Source organism: Serratia marcescens, assembly GCF_001902635.1.
GTDB lineage: Bacteria > Pseudomonadota > Gammaproteobacteria > Enterobacterales > Enterobacteriaceae > Serratia > Serratia marcescens_F.
In genome coordinates this window covers 79,136-97,940 of sequence record NZ_MJAO01000001.1, presented here as the reverse complement: position 1 = coordinate 97,940, position 18,805 = coordinate 79,136, and the positions used below count along the sequence as shown (strand labels likewise).

Below are 18,805 nucleotides of genomic sequence, written 5' to 3'. Positions count from 1 at the left end.
CTCAATGCATCTTATAATGATTAAAAAATAACCACTAAACTCGATATGCGCGCTGAGAATGCTCCTAAATACATTAAGAACACGAATGATTTTACGGCGTAACCTCAGAGGCTGTTTTGATGGCGTGCAACATACGGCGGCGTATCAGCCCGCTGACCAGGCGAATAGTATACCAGTAGGGGGTGAATCGCCGCCGGCTGGCGTCGTCGGGGCAGAAGATACGCGTTTCCGTCACCAGGCGGCAGCGGCCGTCCTGCAGAGGACTCACGACATAACCCAGCGCCAGTTTGGCGACGCCGGGCTGAGCGAAAGCCAAAAATCCCGGCCCGTCAGCGACCTTCTCCAGGCCGTATTCGGCCTGCCAAAAGCGGCCGATCAGGCCATAGACCCGCGCAGCTTCATTCTGCTCAAGCAGGCAAAAATTATGCAGGCCAAACGGCGGTGGACTGGGCGTCTGGCGCGGTATCAGCCGCGCGGGTAGCTCTCGCAACGCTATCATGCTGCGGAAAAAACGATCGTGTTTGGGGTCGTAGGCGGCCACGGCAGCCATGATCCGGGACCGCGGTGCGGCGATGGCGATCTCATGTCGCTCCGCGAACTGATATTGCCCGAGGTATTTATTCAACAACGTCATGTTTTTTTGCTCTCCCATCGTTCGCTTTGCCGCATAACGAGGCCGAATTCGCCGGCCCATGGGCCTTTGAAGAACGCGTTTTGCCCCCAGCGGGCCTCATGGCCTGGCGTGGCGGCGCGAAGGTTGCGTATGCGCGCTACACGATAACCGCTCCTGCTCTGGCTGCACGCTATGTCGGGGGGATTGCTATAGACGATAAAGTGGGGCAGATCGTTGGCCGTGAACGGGCGCGGGATCGGCCTGGGAGGCAACAGAGGCGAATGGCGCATTGTTTTCCTTATTAGCGTCAGCACATTATGGCTGCCGGCAGTGTATCGCAGCTCTGCAGTGCGGGCTGCGTAAAATGAGCTGTGGGAGAATAGCGCGGCTCGGACGGGGAGTGAGTGCAAAGGGGCAGTGGCCATCAGGCTGGACGTGATCAAATGGCCGTAATAATTTGTTAATTTCGCGCTGTCCTTCGTGCATATTATTTTTTGTGGCGTATCGGCCGGTAATTATTTACGGCGTGGCAATATGGCGGCGCATTCTCTCCATGCGTGCAGGCCGGCCGCCGCCAAAGCAGCTTATTTGCCGCTTATTTAATCGCGAGATATAAATCATTAATCGCCTATCGGTTAGCGGCGAGATGTTTATATTTTTGTTAAAACAAGAATTGTCCGTATCAGTATTTACCTCCGATCACAAAAGCGCGACAAAGCGATTCACCGCGCCTGTGGGTGGCAGTACTCTGTAGGTACCCGGTTTACCTAGAAAGGATGTGATATGTACAAGACCATTTTAGTGCCGATAGATATTGAAGAGGATCTGTTGACCGACCATGCGCTGAAGCATGTGGAATATTTGGCGAAGATGTCCGGTGCCAAAGTGCATTTCTTCCATGCGTTGCCGGACGCTTCGGCCTTTGTGACCGCCTATTCGTTTGGTCTTAAGGAGTTTGAAAATCAGGCGGAAGTGAAAGCGGTAGATAAGCTGAAGAAAATCATGTCGGAAATTGATTTGCCGCTGGATCGCCTCAATTACACCGTCAGCTTCGGTTCCGCGCGCGATCAGGCCCTGGAACTGGCGGAAGAGATCGACGCCGATCTGATCATTATCGGTTCGCGTCGCCCAAGCGTGAAAACCTATCTGCTGGGCTCCAACGCCGCCGCCATCGTGCGTCATGCCAATATCTCGGTGATGGTGGTCAGGTAACCCTCCCCATCCGAAGTGGGATCGCTATGCCGTTAGGGGCTTATCAGAAACGATCGGCACAGCGATCCGGCTCAGGCAGGGTCAGTATGACCCCGCGCCAAGCTGGCGGCGCGGGCCGCTAGTCGCACAGCGCCGCGATTTCGTCGTACAACCCCTTGGGGATCTCCACGCCGTATTGTTCGCTGTGACGCCGCTGCCGATAGCGCCGCGCGCCAGGAATGCGCGCGCTTTGCGCCTGCATATCGGCGAACATTCCCTCCGCCTTGGCGAAATATTTCGCTTTATCCGCACCGAGAAAGCGCTCGGGATCCAGCGCGATGATCAGCTCACCGCCGTAAGGCGACGAGCCGGTGCCGTCGTCGTAGGCCAGCGATTCCTTGCTGGTCATGTCGCCGATCAGCGGCCCGGCCAGCAATTCAACCATCGCCGCCAGCGCCGAGCCCTTATGGCCGCCGAAGGTCAGCATCGCACCCTCCAGTACGCTGGCGGCATCGGTGGACGGGTTGCCTGCCTTATCAATGCCCCAGCCTTCGGGCAGCGGGGTGCCGGCGCGCCGATGCAGTTCGATTTCGCCACGTGCCGCTGCGCTGGTGGCCATGTCGAACAGAAACGGCGGCCGCTCCGGGCGCGGCCAGCCAAAGGCGATGGGGTTGGTGCCGAACAGCGGACGCGAACCGCCGGCCGGTGTTACCCAGGCGTGGCTGGGCGTGCAGGCCAGAGCCACCAAACCCTGCTCGGTAAGCGGTTCGATGTCGGCCCACAGCGCGGAGAAATGCACGCAGCGGTTGATCGCCAAAGCGGCAATGCCGTTGGCGCGCACCTTTCTGATAAAAGCCGGCAGGGCGGCGCGGTAAGCCAGCAGGGAAAACGCGCCGCCGGCGTCGGCGCGCAAGATGGCCGGTGCCTGGTCGAACAGCCTGGGATGGGCATCGGCGGAGACCTTGCCCGCCTGCAACGAGCGCACGCAGCCCAACACCCGATACAATCCGTGCGAAGCGCAGCCATCGCGTTCGCCTTGGGTGACATTCTGCGCCACCGCCTCGGCGTGCGCCTGGCTGAAGCCGTTGCTGCGCAGTGCGCGCAGCGCCAGTTGGTAAGCCTGTTCCAGCGATAAGGTGTGCATAGGCGTCATCTCAATGTCCTCCCTGGTTTCATTCTTCTTCATCGCCGACAAAATTGGCCTGAGGTAAACAGGTGTAGGCGCCCCAGTAATAGATCACCAGCGCAATCACCGCCATGGTGAGGGTATCCCACGGATGGGCGATAGCAGCGATGCCGCCGAAACTGCTGAGGTAAGAGACGACGATCACCAGCGCATAGAAGACGATCAGCCACAGTGAGGACCAAATCTGTTGTTTTAGGCTGACGGCGTGGGTTGGCACCTGATTTTTGAACAGGATATAGATGAAGAACATCAGGATCTGCAAACCCAGCAGCCAGGAAACGGTGTCCCAACCGGACCAGAAAACGATCAGCGCTGAAATGATAAATGACAGCGGGCCGAGCACGCAGAAACCGCGCACCCGGAACGGGCGCGGCATGTCGGGCGCATTGCGCCGCAATCCGGCAGCGGTGACCGGGGCGATGGCGTAGCTCAGCACCAGCGCGGCGGACACCACGCCGATCAGTTTTTCCCACGATGGGAACGGCAGCGTCCAGAATACCGAGAGCGCGAAGGTCAGCCACAGCGCCGGGCGTGGAATGCCGGATTCGCCATCTACCCGGGTGAACAGTTTGAAAAAGGTGCCGGCGCGCGCCCAGCCGTAGATCACGCGCGGCGTGGCGTTCATATAGATGTTGCCGGTGCCGCTCGGCGAAACGATCGCGTCGCTGACCACCAGGAACGCCAGCCACCCCATGCCCAGCGTGATGGCGATGTCGCGGAACGGCAGGGAGAACTGTTGGCTGATGCCGACCCAGCCGCCGCTCAGCATTTCGCTGGGAATGCTGCCGAGAAACGCTACCTGCAACAGTACATAGATGATGGTGGAGAGCACGACCGACAGGATCAGCGCGATGGGAATGGTGCGTTGCGGCCGTTGCACCTCGCTGGCGACCGAAATGATCGGCGTCAGCCCGAGGTAGGCGAAGATGATGCCGCCGGCGGAAATGGCGGCTTCGACCCCGGCGGAACCGAAGGGAGCAAAGCCCTGGCTGTGCAGGTTTTCCGGTTTGAAAAAGCTGAACAGCACCACGATCACCAACAGCGGCACCAGAAACTTCAGCACGCTGATCAGGTTATTGGATTTGGCGAAGGTTTTGACGCTGTAATAGTTGAGCGCGAAGAAAAAGCACAGCAGCGCCAACTGTACCAGCCAGCCGAGCAGCGTCGGGTCGCCGGAACCCGGTTGGCTGAGGAACGGGAACCAGGCGGCGGCGTATTGCCGGGCGGCGACGACCTCGATGGCGATCAGGCTGGAGAAGGCGATCAGCGTGATAAACCCCAGCAAATAACCCATCAGTTCGCCGTGCGAGAACACCGGATAGCGAATGATGCCGCCGGCGCGCGGCAGGGCGGCGCCGAGCTCGCAGTAGACGATGCCGAGCAGCAGCACCGCCAGACCGCCGATAAGCCAGGAGTAGATGCCAGCCGGGCCGGCGATGGAGGAGACATGGCTGGCGGCGAACAGCCAGCCTGAACCGAATATGGCGCCCAGACCGATGAACGTCAGATCGGTGAGCGTAAGCTGCTTCTTGAATTTGCCTTGGGTTGTCATGGTATTACCCTTTTGTTATTGAGTGGCAGGCAGATGCGGCCAGGCTAGTTTTGGGCTGGTGAAACAAGGGGATCTCGGGTGTAAACGCCGTTCACCAGCCGCAGCAGGTTGAGCGGGTTGGCGTCCTGCAGTGGCGGTGGCAACAGCGCCGCAGGGGTATTCTGCAGGCAGACCGGCCGCAGGAAACGCTCGATGGCCAGCGTCCCTACCGAAGTGCCGCGCGCATCGCTGGTCGCCGGATAAGGGCCGCCGTGCACCATGGCGTCGCACACTTCCACCCCGGTCGGATAGCCGTTGAACAACACCCGGCCGGCTTTGCGAGCCAACAGTGCCGCCAGCCCGGCAGCTGCATCGAGGTCGCCGTCATCCGCCAGCAGCGTGGCGGTCAGCTGGCCTTGCAACGCCGCCAGCGCCGTATGCAGCTGCGCTTCGCTGTCTACCGCCACCAGCACGCAGGCAGGGCCGAACACCTCCTGTTGCAACAGCGGATCGGCCAGCAGCAGCGCCTCTTCGGCCTGATACAGCTGCGCCGCCGCCTGGTGGGGCAGCGTTTCGCTTCGGCCCGCCAGCCGCCGTATGCCCGGATGGGCGTCGAGGGCCGCAAGCCCGTCGCGGTAGTGATCCAGCGTGCCGGCATTCAGCATTGGCTGCGGTTCGGCGGCGTTGACCAACGCGCTCATCGTTTCGGCCAACCGATCGAAATCCGCGCCGCGCAGCGCGACGATCACCCCGGGTTTGGTACAAAACTGGCCACAGCCGAGCGTGAAGGAGAAAACCAGTTCCTGCGCGATTTGTTGCCCGCGCCGCGCCAGCGCCTGCGGCAGGATCACCACCGGATTGATGCTCGACATTTCGGCGAAGACCGGGATAGGTTGGGGGCGTTGCATAGCCAGATCGAACAGCGCCCGGCCGCCTTGCAGCGAGCCGGTGAATCCCACCGCCTGAATCGCGGGATGTTGCACCAGCGTGGCCCCCACGCGGTGACCGAAGATCATGTTGAAAACGCCGGCGGGCATTCCCATGCGTTCCCGTGCGCGCTCGATCGCCAGGGCGGTCAGTTCGGCGGTGATCATATGGCCGCTGTGCGCCTTGAACACCACCGGGCAGCCGGCGGCGAGCGCGGCGGCGGTATCGCCGCCTGCGGTGGAGAATGCCAGCGGGAAGTTGCTGGCGCCGAACACGGCCACCGGGCCGATCGCCGTGCGGTATTGGCGCAGATCGGGGCGCGGCAGCGGTGAACGCTGCGGCAGCGCGCAGTCGATGCGCACCGCCTCGACGTCGCCGCGCCGCAGCAGCGTGGCGAACAGCCGCATTTGGCCGCTGGTTCTGGCGCGTTCGCCGCTCAACCGCGCCGGCGGCAGGGCGGTTTCCTGCGTGACGAAGGTGAAGAAGGTGTCACCCAACGCGTCAAGCTCCTCGGCGATAGCGTCGAGAAAGTTCGCTCGTTGCTCGGCGCTGAGTTGCGAATAAGGCGTAAAGGCCGCAGCGGCGGCTTCGGCGGCGGCGGCGGCTTCTGCCTCCGTGGCCTGGTGGAAACGGTAGCCGGTCGGTTGGCCATCGTCGGCGCGCAGGCTGAGCAGCGTCGCGTCTCCTTCGGCGCGGCGCTGGCCGCCGATAAATTGTTGGCCGCTGATGGCGGCGTGGCGATCGTTGGGCATCGGTACCCCCGGTAGAGAAAGAGCGGCGCCCGGCGTGGCCGGGCGGTGAAGGCGCTACAGGCCGACGTTCGGCAGCGCGGGGCGAGCGGCCAACGCTTTATCGATCACGGCGTTGATCTCGGCGAGCGTCTCCCCCTGCAGCGCCAGACGCGGCGGGCGAGTGACGGCGCTGCCGCGGCCCACCCGCTGTTCGCACAGCTTGATGCACTGCACCAGATCGGGACGGGCATCGAGATGCAGCAGCGGCATGAACCAGCTGTACAGTGCCAGCGCTTCCTCATAGCGTTTTTCCTTCGCCAGGCGGAACAGGGTTTCACCCTCGCGCGGGAAGGCGTTGGACATGCCGGAGATCCAACCCTGCGCACCGACGGCGATGCTCTCCAGCACCACATCGTCCAGCCCGGCGAACAGCACGAAGCGATCGCCGACTTCGTTGCGCAGATCGATAAAGCGACGGGTGTCGCCCGAGGAGTCTTTGAAGCACACGATATTCTCGCAGTCGACCAGCGAAGTCAGAATGTCGGGCGTGACGTCATTTTTATAAATCGGCGGGTTGTTGTAGACCATGATCGGCAGGTCGGTGGCACCGGCGACGCTGCGGAAGTGCGCGGCGGTTTCGTGCGGCTTGGCAGAGTAGACCAGTGCCGGCATCACCATAATGCCGTCGACGCCGGCCTTTTGCGCTTCACGCGCCATATTCTGCGCGAAGGCGGTGGTGAACTCGGCGATGCCGGCGATCACCGGGACTTTGCCGTCGGCGGCGTCTCTCGCCACTTCGATCACCGCCAGCTTTTCCTGTACTGTCATCGAGGTGTTTTCACCTACGGTACCGCACACCACCAGGCCGGATACACCGTCGCGCACCAGGTTTTTGATCACCGTGTGGGTGGCGTCGAGGTCCAGAGAGAAATCGTTGCGGAACTGGGTTGTCACCGCCGGGAATACGCCGCTCCAGCTTATGGCTTTATGGCTCATCGTGTTTGTCCTGTCGTTCGAAAGTGTTAATGAAAGGTGAACCCTTGGTTAAGCTCACCGACAGATTGACCGGTATTGCGCAGGGAGGCTTGACGGTTTTCACCGATTGCCGCGACGAAATTGGCACAATAGCGCCGGAAAACGGGCGTGAAAAAGCCGGGCGCCGGCGCGCCGTGAAAAGGATGCGTTAATCGGGTAAATCAGCGCATTAAGCGGAAAGCGTCAGGCGGAAATCACGCGGCGTGGAGCCGGTCATCGCTTTGAACTGGCGGCTAAATGCGCTGTGATCGGTATAGCCGCACTGCAGCGCGATATCGGTGATTGGCAGGTCGCCGGCCAGCAGTTCCGTGGCCTTTTCCAGTCGCACTTTGTGGATCATCTGCCGCGGAGTGAGGTGGAAGATGCGCTTGCAGTAGCGTTCGATCTGCGCCACCGACAACCCGGTCAGCACCGTCAGTTCCTCAAGTGCGATCGGCCGGGCGTAATGGCGGCGGATGTGCACATCGATCGCCGCCAGCCGTTGGTAAGCCGGGTGATTGGCCTTGGCCTCCTGCAGATCGTGTGAAATGCCCGCCATGCCGATGATTTTGCCCTGCGCGTCGTACAGCGCCAGCTTTTGCGTCAGGCACCAGCCGGTTTCACGGCCGGTGTACAGGTGCATTTCCAGCTGATCCTGGATCAGCACGCCGTGGCGCAACACCCGCAGATCCTGCTCGGTGTAGCCGGATCCGAGCTGAGCGGGGAACACGTCGGCGGACGTCTTGCCCAGCAGTGGCGTAACGGTCTTGAAACCACAACGCCTGGCCAGCGTCAGGTTGGCCAGCAGGTAACGTGCCTGGGCGTCTTTGATAAAGAACACCACGTTGGGAATCGCGTTCAGCAACGGCGCGATCAGCGCCAGCGTATTCAGCAGATCGCGCAGGTTGTTCGGGCGCTGCTGCGCCAGCCCGTCGCACAGGCGCGACAGATGTTCGACGGCGAAAACGTCCTCCTGCTCCGGCAGCTCCGCGAGCGCAGGCGGCGAGAGAGAAACCTGATGCTGATGGCTTGAAGTGGGTCGCATAGCAGTCCCTTTTCGGTCGTTAGCCGGAAAAACAGGCGGCCAGGTTGGCGCTTTCGCATCAATATTAACTTTTCCGTAACGAATCAAGCGCTATTTCCGGCCGGCTGCCAAATATGCGGATTGCCGCATACTTTTGCCGGGTGGCGTGTGGCGGTTGCTTGAAAACTGCGGCGTTTCTCGCTACGCATGGGGTTGGTGATGAGATAACACCATGATAAATAAATTATTAACATGAATTTCGCTAAGCACATAATAGTGGCGCATCAGGCCCGACTCTTGTCACTGTGCTGATTTCTTCATTCGCCACGCCGAAACGCATCAAGCCGTCATGCGCGCATTCGTTCAGGCTTAACGCTGTTGGTAACATCTCATTAACCCAGGAGACGCCGATGGCACTTTCTGCGCATATCACCGCTTTGCGGGCGATCGATTCTCATACCGGCGGAGAGCCGACCCGGCTGATCGTCGAAGGTTTCCCCGATCTCGGCGAAGGCAGCATGGCGGAACGGCGGGCGCGTTTCGCACAACATTATGACGACTGGCGCTGCGCGGTGATGCTCGAACCGCGCGGCAATGACGTGCTGGTGGGGGCGCTGCTGTGTCGTCCCTGCTCGCCACAGGCCACCGCCGGGGTGATCTTTTTCAACAACACCGGTTATCTGGGAATGTGTGGCCACGGCACGATTGGGCTAATCGCCTCGCTGGCGCACCTGGGGCGCATTCACGCCGGTCGCCATCTGATCGAGACCCCGGTCGGCCCGGTCAACGCCACGCTGCATGACGATGGCAGTGTCACGGTAGAGAACGTGGCGGCTTATCGTTACCGCCGCCTGGTGCAGGTTGAGGTTGCGGGCCATGGTCCGGTGACGGGCGACATCGCTTGGGGCGGTAACTGGTTCTTTCTGATCGGCGAGTCCCCGTTGCCCATCGATAAGCAAAATCTGGAGGCGCTGACCGCGTTCACATGGGCGGTGCAGCAGGCATTAGAACAGGCGGGCATCCGCGGCGAAGACGGCGGGACGATCGACCATATCGAACTGTTCGGTGACGATCCGCAGGCCGACAGCCGCAGCTTCGTACTGTGCCCCGGCAAAGCCTACGATCGATCGCCGTGCGGTACCGGCACCAGCGCCAAGCTGGCGTGTCTGGCGGCGGACGGCAAACTGCCGCCGGACACGCATTGGCGGCAGGCCAGCGTGATCGGCAGCGAATTCCAGGCCTATTACCGTTGGAACGGCGATCGCATTACCCCCTTTATTCGCGGGCAGGCCTATGTGTGCGCCGATAGCCAACTGCTGCTCGATGAGCGCGATCCCTTTGTCTGGGGAATACGCTGATGGGAGGCGGAAGGGGAACCGATGCCATCGTGGTGGGTGCCGGCATCATCGGCGCCGCCTGTGCCTGGCGGTTAGCGCTGGAAGGGTATCGCGTCTCGGTGGTGGACGATCGCCGCGCCGGCGCCACCGCAGCCGGCATGGGGCATCTGGTGTGCATGGATGATAATCCGGCCGAGCTGGCGTTGAGCGCTTATTCGCTGCGGTTGTGGCGCGAAGTGACGGGGCGCATGCCTGAAGAGTGTGCCTGGCGTGGTTGCGGTACGTTATGGCTGGCGGATAAAACGGATGAAATGGCTATTGCCGAGCAAAAACGGGATAGGTTGGCGGAGCAGGGCGTGACGGCGGAGCTGCTGACGGCAAAGCAGGTCGCCGCTACGGAGCCGATGTTGCGACACGGCCTGGCCGGTGGGCTGCGGGTGCCGGGCGATGGCATTCTGTATGCGCCGCTCGCGGCGCGTTGGCTGTTGGCCGACGGTGGCGCGGCGATCGACGTGGTGTATGGCGAAGCGGCAGCGCTGGAAGAAAAGGCGGTGCGGCTGGTGGACGGCAGGCGCCTGGCGGCGCCGGTGGTGGTTATGGCCTGCGGTTTGCGGGCCAACAGTCTGTTGTCGCAGCCGTTGCTGCGCGCCAAGAAGGGGCATCTGGCGATAACCGATCGTTATCCGTCGCGAGTGCGGCATCAGCTAGTGGAGTTGGGGTACGGCGCCAGCGCGCATGCCAGCGACGGCACGTCGGTGGCGTTCAACGTGCAGGCGCGGCCCACCGGGCAATGGCTGATTGGCTCTTCCCGCCAGTTTGATGCCGTCGATTCGGCGTTGGATCTGCCGTTGCTGGCATCGATGCTCACACGCGCGCAGCATTTTTTGCCCGCACTGGCACAGATGAACATCATTCGCTGCTGGACCGGACTGCGTGCCGCTTCTGTCGACGGATTGCCGCTGCTGGGGCCGCATCCGCGCCATCCCTGGCTGTGGTTGGCGTTGGGGCATGAGGGATTGGGCGTTACGACCGCCCTCGGCAGCGCCGCGCTGATCGCCGCGCAGATCGGTCAGAAAACGCCGGAGATTAACGATACCCCGTATTTGGCGGCGCGGGCGTTTGCCGCCGAGGAGCTGTCGGCATGAATGAAAGTCAAGATACGCTCACGTTGAGCATCGACGGCGAACCCTACCGGGTGCCGGTCGGCATCAGCGTCGCGGCGGCGCTCAGCTTGTGCGGCGCGGATCGTTGTCGGCTGTCGGTGTCACGCCAGCCGCGCGCGCCATTTTGCGGCATGGGCATTTGTCAGGAGTGTCGGGTAACCATTAACGGCCTGCGTCGCCTGGCGTGCCAGACGTTGTGCCAATCCGGCATGCGCATTGATAGGAGCGATGATGAGTGATTTCGACTGTGAGGTGCTGATCGTTGGGGCCGGGCCGGCCGGCATGGCGGCGGCGCTGGCGGCGGCGGAAAGCGGCTGCCAGGTGAGGGTGATCGATGATAATCCTCACCCCGGTGGGCAAATCTGGCGCGGCGGGCCGCAGGTGGCTCTGCCTGAATCTGCGCGCCGCTATCAACAGGCGGTGGCGGCGCGGGAAAACATCGCGCTGCAGTCCGGCTGCAAGCTGGTGGCGCAGTGCGGCGCTGGCCGATTGGCGTATGAAGACGCCGCAGGCTGTGGCGTGATTCGCTATCAAAAGCTGATTCTATGCAATGGCGCACGTGAACTGCTGCTGCCGTTTCCCGGCTGGACGCTGCCGGGGGTAACCGGCGCCGGTGGTCTGCAGGCGCAAATTAAGCAGGGGCTGGCGATCCGCGGCGAGCGGGTGGTGATAGCAGGCAGCGGTCCGCTGCTGCTGGCGGTGGCTAACAGCGTGAAACAGGGCGGTGGCAAGGTAGTGCTGGTGGCGGAACAGGCGCCGCTTTGGCGGTTGGCGGCGTTCACCGGCGGTTTATGGCGCTGGCCGGCCAAGCTGCCTCAGGCGTTTTCTCTGATGTCGCGCCGCTATCGTGCAGACAGCCGGGTGTTGGCGGCGTTGGGGCAAGAACGTTTAACCTCGGTACGCGTCAATAGCGGCGGGCGGGAGAAAACGATCGCCTGCGACAGGTTGGCCTGCGGTTTCGGTTTGGTGGCGAACATTGAACTGGCGATGCTGCTGGGGTGTCGGATCGAGCTCGACGCCGTGGCGGTGGATCATTGGCAGCAAACCAGCCAACCGCACGTTTATGCCGCCGGGGAGTGTACCGGCATCGGCGGTAGTGAATTGGCGTTAACCGAAGGTACCATCGCCGGTTATGTCGCCACCGGGCAGCGGGAAAAAGCCGATTCCCTGGCAAGGCAGCGGCGGCAATGGCGGGGGTTCGCCGCTGCGGTGGCAACCGCCTTTGCGCTCGATGAAAGCCTGCATTCACTGGCTAAACCGCAGACGCTGTTGTGCCGTTGTGAAGATGTTGCGCTGGGGCAGGTAAGTGGTTTGCCGGATTGGAACGCGGCCAAGCTGAGCAGCCGCTGCGGCATGGGGGCATGCCAGGGCAAAATTTGCGCGACGGCGGCAAGACAACTGTTTGGCTGGCCTTTACCGCCGCCGCGCGTTCCTTTAACGCCGGTGCGTACGCAAACGTTGGCTGCTCTGGGGCTACGCTGCGGTGATGACGGCACATGAGCGAGTTAGCGGCGTTTGCCTTAGGAAAACGCCGCCATATTACCATTGCGGCCAATAATAGGTCTTCTCTCGCCAGCCTTTGCCGTACATACAGGCTTCGATGGTGGCATCTCGGGCGGACTGATTGCGATCGGTCTGCACTGTCTTAATTGACGGCTCTTTGTCATAGCGGTATCCCGATGGGCAATCTTTCTTATTTTTCTCGCAAGGGATGTATTTGTTTTCGTAGCTGAACTCCACGTCCCGCACGACATCCGGCGGGAAACGATCGTAGCCGCGGCTGCGGCATTCGGCATATTCAGCCTCCCGGGTACTTTCAACCGCGCCGGGCCTTTCCCATTGGGTGCAGGCGGTCATCATCAATAGCGGCAATAAAATCAAACAACGGCGATTCTTCATGGTGTCCCTAACTTTTCCTCTCTCCTGGGGGCGCTGCCTAGGAATATTCCCAACCAGCGACGCGAAAAAGTGTAATCAACTAGCGGCTTAATTGGAAATGATAATGGTTATTGTTTAGGTGCGATTGAGAAACCGCGGTCTTGAGAAGCGATACCCTGAACTGAGGAAAGCCTGTGGGGAGCCGTTATCCAGCGCTGGGGCGGAGCAGATGTGGCGATTGTTTTTGCCTGCCCCCTGGATTGTCATGGGTAGGACACAGTCTTATCGTTGAGAGAGAAAATATAATATGCAAGCTAATTATTTTCTTGTCCGACGTAAAGAAGGTATTAAATTAGGATATTTACCTATGCCAAAGCGTTAATGCTCGGTATTAATGTCTTATTTTTTTATTTCTGTTTTTTTATTGTGGTTTTATTTTAATGGTTATCCATGAAATACTTTTTTGATATAGGGAATTCATTTGCATTTCAAAACCGGATTTTTTAAATTCAACGCAGATGAAGGATAACCGTTAGCGACAGATGCAAAAAAGGAGTTTATTTTGTCTGGGATAAAGAAAACGCCTGCAAGTAATGACGGTTTACCTTCACCATCAGAGGATTATGATACTTTCAAGCACCTCGCTGACGTCGGCACCGTGTTGGGGTATGGACGGACTCGCTTTTATCAGTGGTGTCGCGGGCGCGGGTTTCTTACGCCGATGAATGTTCCATCACATGAAATGATCAGTCTGGGATATATGGTGGCGGTGTTATCGGATAGCGGCCATACCCGGGTTTACGTCACGCCGGATGGTTTCAACTATGTCAGTGGCGTGTTTGCGGCAGATATCCAACGCGGCATGGTTAAGTTTTAAAACCGTAAAATCACCTTTGTTTCAAGACGTTTAATACAGATTCTTCTTATCATCAAGTGAGTGGTCAGCGGCAAGGGAAGTTATCCGATTTTTTCGTCTTTGCGGCATAAGCACTACTGACGCAGGCTATTCTCTTGTTACGATAAGCATTATTTTTCAGGAGCCAAGGATGAAGCATTACGCCGCGTTGTTTTTCGCCACTGCACTGTTGACGGGGTGCGCGACTCAAGCCGTGCCGCCGCAACAGGCTGAGTTACCGCCCCCAAGCCGTCTGATGCTCTATCAGAATATCCCGGATACGCCTTACGCCACGGTGGTGGTGGTGCGTGACAGCGGGATGCTGGCGGGCAGTTGCCGCACCGGCGTGTACGTCAACGGGGAGTTTGCCGCCTCGCTGGGCGCGAAAGAAAAAGCGGAGTTTCGTGTACCGCCAGGCAATACGTCGATCAGTATCGGGCAAGACATGATCGAGAATCATCTGTGCATTTGGCGCGATACCGGCGGCAGTGTGCCTATGACCTTGCGCGCCGGTGAAAGCCGTTATCTGCGCATCGCCGGCGACCGGCAGCGCGGCTTCGTTCTGCAGGCCGGGCGGCCGTGACAAACCGGGCAAGGGCGTCAACGCCCTTGCCACCATCCCCATAGCGTGATCAGCAGCCACGCCGCCGCGATCCAGCACAGCACCGCCGCACCCAGCGCCAATGACAGCCGCAGGCTGTTAATCAGGAAGTACAGCGAAATCAAATACACCAGGTAGGGCAGGACCGCCCACATGCCGAAAACCAGCGTGGTTTTCAGCGCCGTGATCGAACGTTCGTTGCCGACAATGTAATGGGCGATCAGGGCGAACGTGGGGAAGAGCGGCACTAATCCGGCGATATAATAGTTACGTGTTTTGGCCAGCAGGCCGATTAGAACCACAACCAGCGCGCCGATCAGCGCTTTGACAAGAATACCCATAACGGTCTCGGGTGTCGGGGAAAGCCAACACACTGCCCGAAAGCACCAGTGAGATCAATGGGGGGTGACGTAGCGTGGGGGAAAACAGACCCGCGTGAACCGCGGGTCTGAGAGGCAACGCTTACTGACGGTAAGCGTGCTTGATTTGCTGAATGCTGTTCTTGAAGATTTCCGCCTGGGTCGGGTCTTCAATCTGGGCGATGAAACGTTCCATGTTGATGATGACTTTTCCGGCGTCGGCCTGGCCGATCGACTTCAGGATCAGCGTCAGCGTGGCTTTGAGGCAGGCAACCTCAGTCGCCAAGATTTCCGGGTTTGCAGACGTAGTGAAGTCAACGTTGCTCATTTTCTCTCCTGAATTTTTGAGGCCGTAGCCTGATACAAACTGCTTTGGCGCACCGCGCGTGGGTGAAGGTCGCCTCATGCGCGGCGGCGAATTTAACTGGGCGCGGAGTATAGCATAGCATGCGCCAGTCATCTGCACCGGGCTTGCTTGGATCGCACCGGCGGGCACAGCGCGCCTACACTGCAGCCTTTCATGTTCCACTTAATCGATAATCGCAAGTTATTTTGAGACGGTTAACAAGTATTTGTCCGGCAGGTTATTGTTGAGCCATTGAGGATTATTTTAATTATCCGCGGTGGATGGCACCGATTTTGCCGACGTTCAGTGAGAATAATAGTTTTTTGCGCCGGGCGCTGGGCAAACGGCGAGGGTGTTTTTTACGTTGGCTTAAATATCAAATGATTACAAATAGCCAACTGCCGTGGTAATATTATTCATACCGTGATTGCTTACACTGATTCCCCCCCTGCGGCATGATTGTTGCGCTATCCTGTGTCTGGCGCTGCGGTGCAGTGAGATTATTTTCGCCGCCCGTGCTTCTCTATAGCGGTGATTTATCGGCGGCATAGACGGCTAAAATTGAAAAATCAGCTCTGCTCCGCAAAGTTATTTGGGAGTATGTATTAATCTGTGTTCATTCTTGTCTGAAAAACAAGTAATATCTCTGGCGAAAACAGAGGCTGATTGCGTTACTCCCTTTTTTTGGAGATTTTTCCTTGATTAGCGTTCTTCTTGTTGATGACCACGAACTGGTGCGCGCAGGGATACGACGCATTCTTGAAGATATCAAAGGTATAAAAGTTGTCGGTGAGGCGCAATGCGGTGAAGATGCCGTGAAATGGTGCCGCGGCAACGCTGTTGATATCGTGCTGATGGACATGAATATGCCGGGCATTGGCGGGCTGGAAGCCACGCGCAAGATTGTGCGTTATGCACCCGACGTCAAAGTCATCATGCTCACTATCCATACTGAAAACCCATTGCCCGCCAAGGTGATGCAAGCGGGGGCCGCCGGCTATCTGAGTAAAGGGGCCGCGCCGCAGGAAGTGATCAGCGCCTTGCGTTCCGTGCATGCGGGGCAGCGCTATATCGCGTCTGATATCGCCCAGCAAATGGCGCTGAGCCAGCTGGAGCCGCAGACCGAAACGCCGTTCAGCTGCTTGTCCGAGCGCGAACTGCAGATCATGTTGATGATCACCAAAGGTAAAAAAGTGAACGAGATCTCGGAGCAACTGAGTCTCAGCCCGAAAACGGTGAACAGCTACCGTTACCGTATGTTCAGCAAACTGAATATCAGCGGCGACGTTGAGCTGACCCACCTGGCCATCCGACATGGATTGTTCAATGCGGAGACGTTGTTAAGCAGTGAATGACCGTTTTGATGCCAAAGCCTTTCTGAGTACCGTCACCAGCCAGCCCGGCGTCTACCGTATGTACGACGCCACGGGCACGGTGATCTACGTCGGTAAAGCCAAAGACCTGAAAAAGCGTCTCGCCAGCTATTTTCGGCAGCAGGTCAGCAGCCGTAAAACCGAGACGCTGGTTAAAAATATCGCACAAATAGACGTAACTGTTACTCATACCGAAACAGAAGCGCTGTTGTTGGAACATAACTACATTAAATTGTACCAACCGCGATATAATGTTCTTTTGCGAGACGATAAATCTTATCCGTTGATTTTCCTCAGCGCGGATAACCATCCCCGTTTGGCCGTGCATCGCGGCGCCAAACACGCCAAGGGCGAATACTTCGGTCCTTTTCCCAACTCTTACGCCGTGCGTGAAACGCTGGCGCTGTTGCAGAAACTGTTCCCGATCCGCCAGTGCGAGAACAGCGTGTATCGCAACCGCTCGCGCCCGTGCCTGCAATATCAGATCGGCCGTTGCCTGGGGCCGTGCGTCGCCGGCCTGGTCAGCGAAGAGGAATACCGGCAGCAGGTGGACTATGTGCGGCTGTTCCTGTCCGGCAAAGATCAGCAGGTGTTGCACCAGCTGATTGCGCGCATGGAGGAGGCCAGCAAACTGCTCAATTTTGAAGAGGCGGCGCGCATTCGCGATCAAATTCAGGCCGTGCGCCGCGTGACAGAGCGCCAGTTCGTCTCGGGTGACAGCGACGATCTGGACGTGATCGGTGTGGCGTTCGACGCCGGCATGGCGTGTCTGCATGTGTTGTTCATCCGCCAGGGCAAGGTACTGGGCAGCCGCAGCTATTTCCCTAAAGTGCCGGGCGGCACGGAGATGAGCGAAGTGGTGCAGACCTTTGTCGGCCAGTTTTACCTGCAAGGCAGCCAGGCGCGCACCTTGCCGGGCGAGATCCTGTTGGATTTCAACCTGCCGGAAAAAGAGTTGCTCGCCGAGTCACTCTCCGAGCTGGCGGGGCGCAAGATTCAGATCCAAAGCAAACCGCGCGGTGACCGTGCCCGCTATTTGAAGCTGGCGCGCACCAACGCCGCAACGGCGCTGACGACCAAGCTTTCACAGCAGTCGACTATCCATCAACGGTTGGCGGAATTGGCCAAGGTGTTGAACCTGGCGGAAATCAACCGCATGGAGTGCTTTGATATCAGCCATACCATGGGCGAGCAGACCGTCGCTTCATGCGTGGTGTTCGACGGTAATGGCCCGGTGCGCGCGGAGTATCGGCGCTACAATATCAGTGGCATCACTCCCGGCGATGACTACGCGGCGATGACGCAGGTGCTGAAGCGCCGCTATGGCAAGGCGCTCGAAGAGAAAAAAATCCCGGACGTCATCTTTATCGACGGCGGAAAAGGGCAGCTCGGCATGGCGATCGAGGTGTTCAAATCGCTTAATGTCACCTGGGATAAGAACAAACCGTTGCTGATCGGTATCGCTAAAGGCGCCGATCGCAAGGCCGGGTTAGAGACGCTGTTCTTTGTGCCCGAAGGCGAGGGCATTTCGCTGCCGTCGGATTCCCCGGCGCTGCATGTGATCCAGCATATTCGCGATGACTCGCACAATCATGCGATCACCGGTCACCGGCAGAGAAGGGCGAAAGTCAGAAATACCAGCGCGCTGGAGCTGATTGAGGGCGTAGGACCAAAGCGGCGTCAGGTGCTGTTGAAGTATATGGGCGGACTGCAACCTTTGTTGAACGCCAGCGTGGAGGAAATTGCAAAAGTGCCGGGTATTTCACAAGCATTGGCAGAAAAGATCTACAATGCATTGAAACACTGAGGGCAATGTAGCAACATACTCTTAATTTCCACTCCAGCCAGATAGTTACCGTAGCATTATGCAATTGAATATACCGACTTGGCTTACTCTGTTTCGCGTAGTTCTGATCCCATTCTTTGTGCTGGCGTTTTATCTGCCGTTCAATTGGGCTCCGATGGTTTGTGCCGTAATCTTCGTGTTTGCCGCCGTCACCGACTGGTTTGACGGCTTTTTGGCGCGCCGCTGGAAGCAAACGACGCGCTTCGGGGCGTTTCTTGACCCGGTGGCGGACAAAGTGATGGTGGCGGTGGCACTGGTGCTGGTAGCGGAGCACTACCACAGCTGGTGGATCACGCTGCCGGCGGCCACTATGATCGCCCGTGAAATCATCATCTCGTCGCTGCGCGAATGGATGGCGGAGATCGGCAAACGCAGCAGCGTGGCCGTGTCCTGGATCGGCAAAGTGAAAACCATGGCGCAGATGATGTCGCTGGTGGGCTTGCTGTGGCGCCCGGATCGTTCTGTGGAATATGTCGCGTTCGGTTTGCTGTACATCGCGGCGGTGCTCACCTTCTGGTCGATGTTCCAATATTTGAACGCGGCGCGCAACGATCTGCTGGAACCGTGATCGATGCGCTGCAAAAATCGGCAAACGATCGTGATGGGCCAACAATTTGATTGACTCATCACGTCAGATAAGTAGAATGCATCGCATCAGACGACAACGATGAATTGCCGAAAGATAGCAAAGAAATCAGTCAGTTCTGATAATGCGGGAATAGCTCAGTTGGTAGAGCGCAACCTTGCCAAGGTTGAGGTCGCGAGTTCGAGCCTCGTTTCCCGCTCCAAA

The 18,805-nt window shown here is 58.9% G+C and carries 20 protein-coding genes and 1 tRNA gene; 12 read left to right on the top strand and 9 right to left on the bottom strand.

Annotated features, from left to right (window positions below):
* Nucleotides 1-91 precede the first annotated feature (91 nt).
* Complete coding sequence (locus BHU62_RS00510; protein ID WP_073528649.1) at nucleotides 92-634, bottom strand: hypothetical protein; 543 nt, start codon at nucleotides 632-634, stop codon at nucleotides 92-94.
* Nucleotides 635-1,396: 762 nt separating this feature from the next.
* On the opposite strand from BHU62_RS00510, the gene BHU62_RS00500 reads away from it, so the two are divergent.
* Entirely contained in the window at nucleotides 1,397-1,825 is a 429-nt protein-coding gene (locus BHU62_RS00500; RefSeq protein ID WP_073528647.1) for a universal stress protein, read from the top strand.
* Nucleotides 1,826-1,943: 118 nt separating this feature from the next.
* On the opposite strand, the gene BHU62_RS00495 is transcribed toward BHU62_RS00500, so the two are convergent.
* Genes BHU62_RS00495 through BHU62_RS00480 form a run of 4 tightly spaced genes read right to left on the bottom strand, consistent with a single transcriptional unit; the run spans nucleotide 1,944 to nucleotide 7,175 of the window.
* On the bottom strand, nucleotides 1,944-2,957 hold the full coding sequence (locus BHU62_RS00495; RefSeq protein WP_073528646.1) for an Ldh family oxidoreductase: 1,014 nt from the start codon (nucleotides 2,955-2,957) through the stop codon (nucleotides 1,944-1,946).
* A 19-nt stretch (nucleotides 2,958-2,976) separates the two neighbouring features.
* Nucleotides 2,977-4,542 carry an APC family permease gene (locus tag BHU62_RS00490; protein ID WP_073528645.1) on the bottom strand — a complete coding sequence of 522 codons (1,566 nt, stop codon included), beginning with the start codon at nucleotides 4,540-4,542 and terminating at the stop codon, nucleotides 2,977-2,979.
* A 44-nt stretch (nucleotides 4,543-4,586) separates the two neighbouring features.
* A complete protein-coding gene (locus BHU62_RS00485; RefSeq protein WP_073528644.1) occupies nucleotides 4,587-6,200 on the bottom strand; it encodes an aldehyde dehydrogenase (NADP(+)) in 1,614 nt (537 codons plus the stop codon).
* Between the two features lie 54 nt (nucleotides 6,201-6,254).
* Nucleotides 6,255-7,175: a dihydrodipicolinate synthase family protein gene (locus BHU62_RS00480; RefSeq protein WP_073528643.1), complete on the bottom strand. Its 921-nt coding sequence runs from the start codon at nucleotides 7,173-7,175 to the stop codon at nucleotides 6,255-6,257.
* Between the two features lie 29 nt (nucleotides 7,176-7,204).
* Between BHU62_RS00480 and BHU62_RS25160 the strand changes: the two genes are divergently transcribed.
* Nucleotides 7,205-7,366: a hypothetical protein gene (locus tag BHU62_RS25160; RefSeq protein ID WP_171971275.1), complete on the top strand. Its 162-nt coding sequence runs from the start codon at nucleotides 7,205-7,207 to the stop codon at nucleotides 7,364-7,366.
* Nucleotides 7,367-7,383: 17 nt separating this feature from the next.
* Here the strand turns inward: BHU62_RS25160 and BHU62_RS00475 are convergent, their stop codons facing one another.
* Entirely contained in the window at nucleotides 7,384-8,238 is an 855-nt protein-coding gene (locus tag BHU62_RS00475) for an AraC family transcriptional regulator (RefSeq protein ID WP_073528642.1), read from the bottom strand.
* 389 nt (nucleotides 8,239-8,627) lie between these two features.
* Between BHU62_RS00475 and BHU62_RS00470 the strand changes: the two genes are divergently transcribed.
* Genes BHU62_RS00470 through BHU62_RS00455 form a run of 4 tightly spaced genes read left to right on the top strand, consistent with a single transcriptional unit; the run spans nucleotide 8,628 to nucleotide 12,217 of the window.
* A complete protein-coding gene (locus BHU62_RS00470) occupies nucleotides 8,628-9,575 on the top strand; it encodes a 4-hydroxyproline epimerase (RefSeq protein WP_073528641.1) in 948 nt (315 codons plus the stop codon).
* Complete coding sequence (locus BHU62_RS00465) at nucleotides 9,575-10,699, top strand: NAD(P)/FAD-dependent oxidoreductase (RefSeq protein WP_073528640.1); 1,125 nt, start codon at nucleotides 9,575-9,577, stop codon at nucleotides 10,697-10,699. The genes BHU62_RS00470 and BHU62_RS00465 overlap by 1 nt, the downstream gene beginning before the upstream one ends.
* Nucleotides 10,696-10,956, top strand: coding sequence for a (2Fe-2S)-binding protein (locus BHU62_RS00460; RefSeq protein ID WP_073528639.1), 261 nt, complete (start codon nucleotides 10,696-10,698; stop codon nucleotides 10,954-10,956). The genes BHU62_RS00465 and BHU62_RS00460 overlap by 4 nt, the downstream gene beginning before the upstream one ends.
* Nucleotides 10,949-12,217, top strand: coding sequence for an FAD-dependent oxidoreductase (locus BHU62_RS00455; RefSeq protein WP_073528638.1), 1,269 nt, complete (start codon nucleotides 10,949-10,951; stop codon nucleotides 12,215-12,217). Before BHU62_RS00460 ends, BHU62_RS00455 begins: the two co-directional genes overlap by 8 nt.
* A gap of 39 nt (nucleotides 12,218-12,256) precedes the next feature.
* Here BHU62_RS00455 and BHU62_RS00450 read toward each other — a convergent pair whose 3' ends face one another.
* Nucleotides 12,257-12,616, bottom strand: a complete 360-nt coding sequence (locus BHU62_RS00450; protein WP_073528637.1) for a hypothetical protein — start codon at nucleotides 12,614-12,616, stop codon at nucleotides 12,257-12,259.
* A 541-nt stretch (nucleotides 12,617-13,157) separates the two neighbouring features.
* Here BHU62_RS00450 and BHU62_RS24550 point away from each other — a divergent pair.
* Both BHU62_RS24550 and BHU62_RS00445 read left to right on the top strand, forming a co-directional pair.
* Entirely contained in the window at nucleotides 13,158-13,472 is a 315-nt protein-coding gene (locus BHU62_RS24550; protein ID WP_078061984.1) for a hypothetical protein, read from the top strand.
* A 169-nt stretch (nucleotides 13,473-13,641) separates the two neighbouring features.
* Entirely contained in the window at nucleotides 13,642-14,073 is a 432-nt protein-coding gene (locus tag BHU62_RS00445; protein ID WP_073528636.1) for a hypothetical protein, read from the top strand.
* Between the two features lie 17 nt (nucleotides 14,074-14,090).
* Here the strand turns inward: BHU62_RS00445 and BHU62_RS00440 are convergent, their stop codons facing one another.
* Both BHU62_RS00440 and BHU62_RS00435 read right to left on the bottom strand, forming a co-directional pair.
* A complete protein-coding gene (locus BHU62_RS00440; protein WP_073528635.1) occupies nucleotides 14,091-14,432 on the bottom strand; it encodes a GlpM family protein in 342 nt (113 codons plus the stop codon).
* Nucleotides 14,433-14,553: 121 nt separating this feature from the next.
* Nucleotides 14,554-14,778: a DUF2594 family protein gene (locus tag BHU62_RS00435; RefSeq protein WP_004927950.1), complete on the bottom strand. Its 225-nt coding sequence runs from the start codon at nucleotides 14,776-14,778 to the stop codon at nucleotides 14,554-14,556.
* Nucleotides 14,779-15,494: 716 nt separating this feature from the next.
* Between BHU62_RS00435 and uvrY the strand changes: the two genes are divergently transcribed.
* The 4 genes from uvrY (at nucleotide 15,495) to BHU62_RS00415 (ending at nucleotide 18,803) form a co-directional block, all read left to right on the top strand.
* Nucleotides 15,495-16,151, top strand: coding sequence for a UvrY/SirA/GacA family response regulator transcription factor (uvrY, locus tag BHU62_RS00430; RefSeq protein WP_073528634.1), 657 nt, complete (start codon nucleotides 15,495-15,497; stop codon nucleotides 16,149-16,151).
* On the top strand, nucleotides 16,144-17,976 hold the full coding sequence (uvrC, locus tag BHU62_RS00425; RefSeq protein ID WP_073528633.1) for an excinuclease ABC subunit UvrC: 1,833 nt from the start codon (nucleotides 16,144-16,146) through the stop codon (nucleotides 17,974-17,976). The genes uvrY and uvrC overlap by 8 nt, the downstream gene beginning before the upstream one ends.
* A gap of 58 nt (nucleotides 17,977-18,034) precedes the next feature.
* Nucleotides 18,035-18,583: a CDP-diacylglycerol--glycerol-3-phosphate 3-phosphatidyltransferase gene (gene pgsA, locus BHU62_RS00420; RefSeq protein ID WP_073528632.1), complete on the top strand. Its 549-nt coding sequence runs from the start codon at nucleotides 18,035-18,037 to the stop codon at nucleotides 18,581-18,583.
* Between the two features lie 144 nt (nucleotides 18,584-18,727).
* Nucleotides 18,728-18,803, top strand: a tRNA-Gly gene (locus tag BHU62_RS00415).
* Nucleotides 18,804-18,805: the final 2 nt, after the last annotated feature.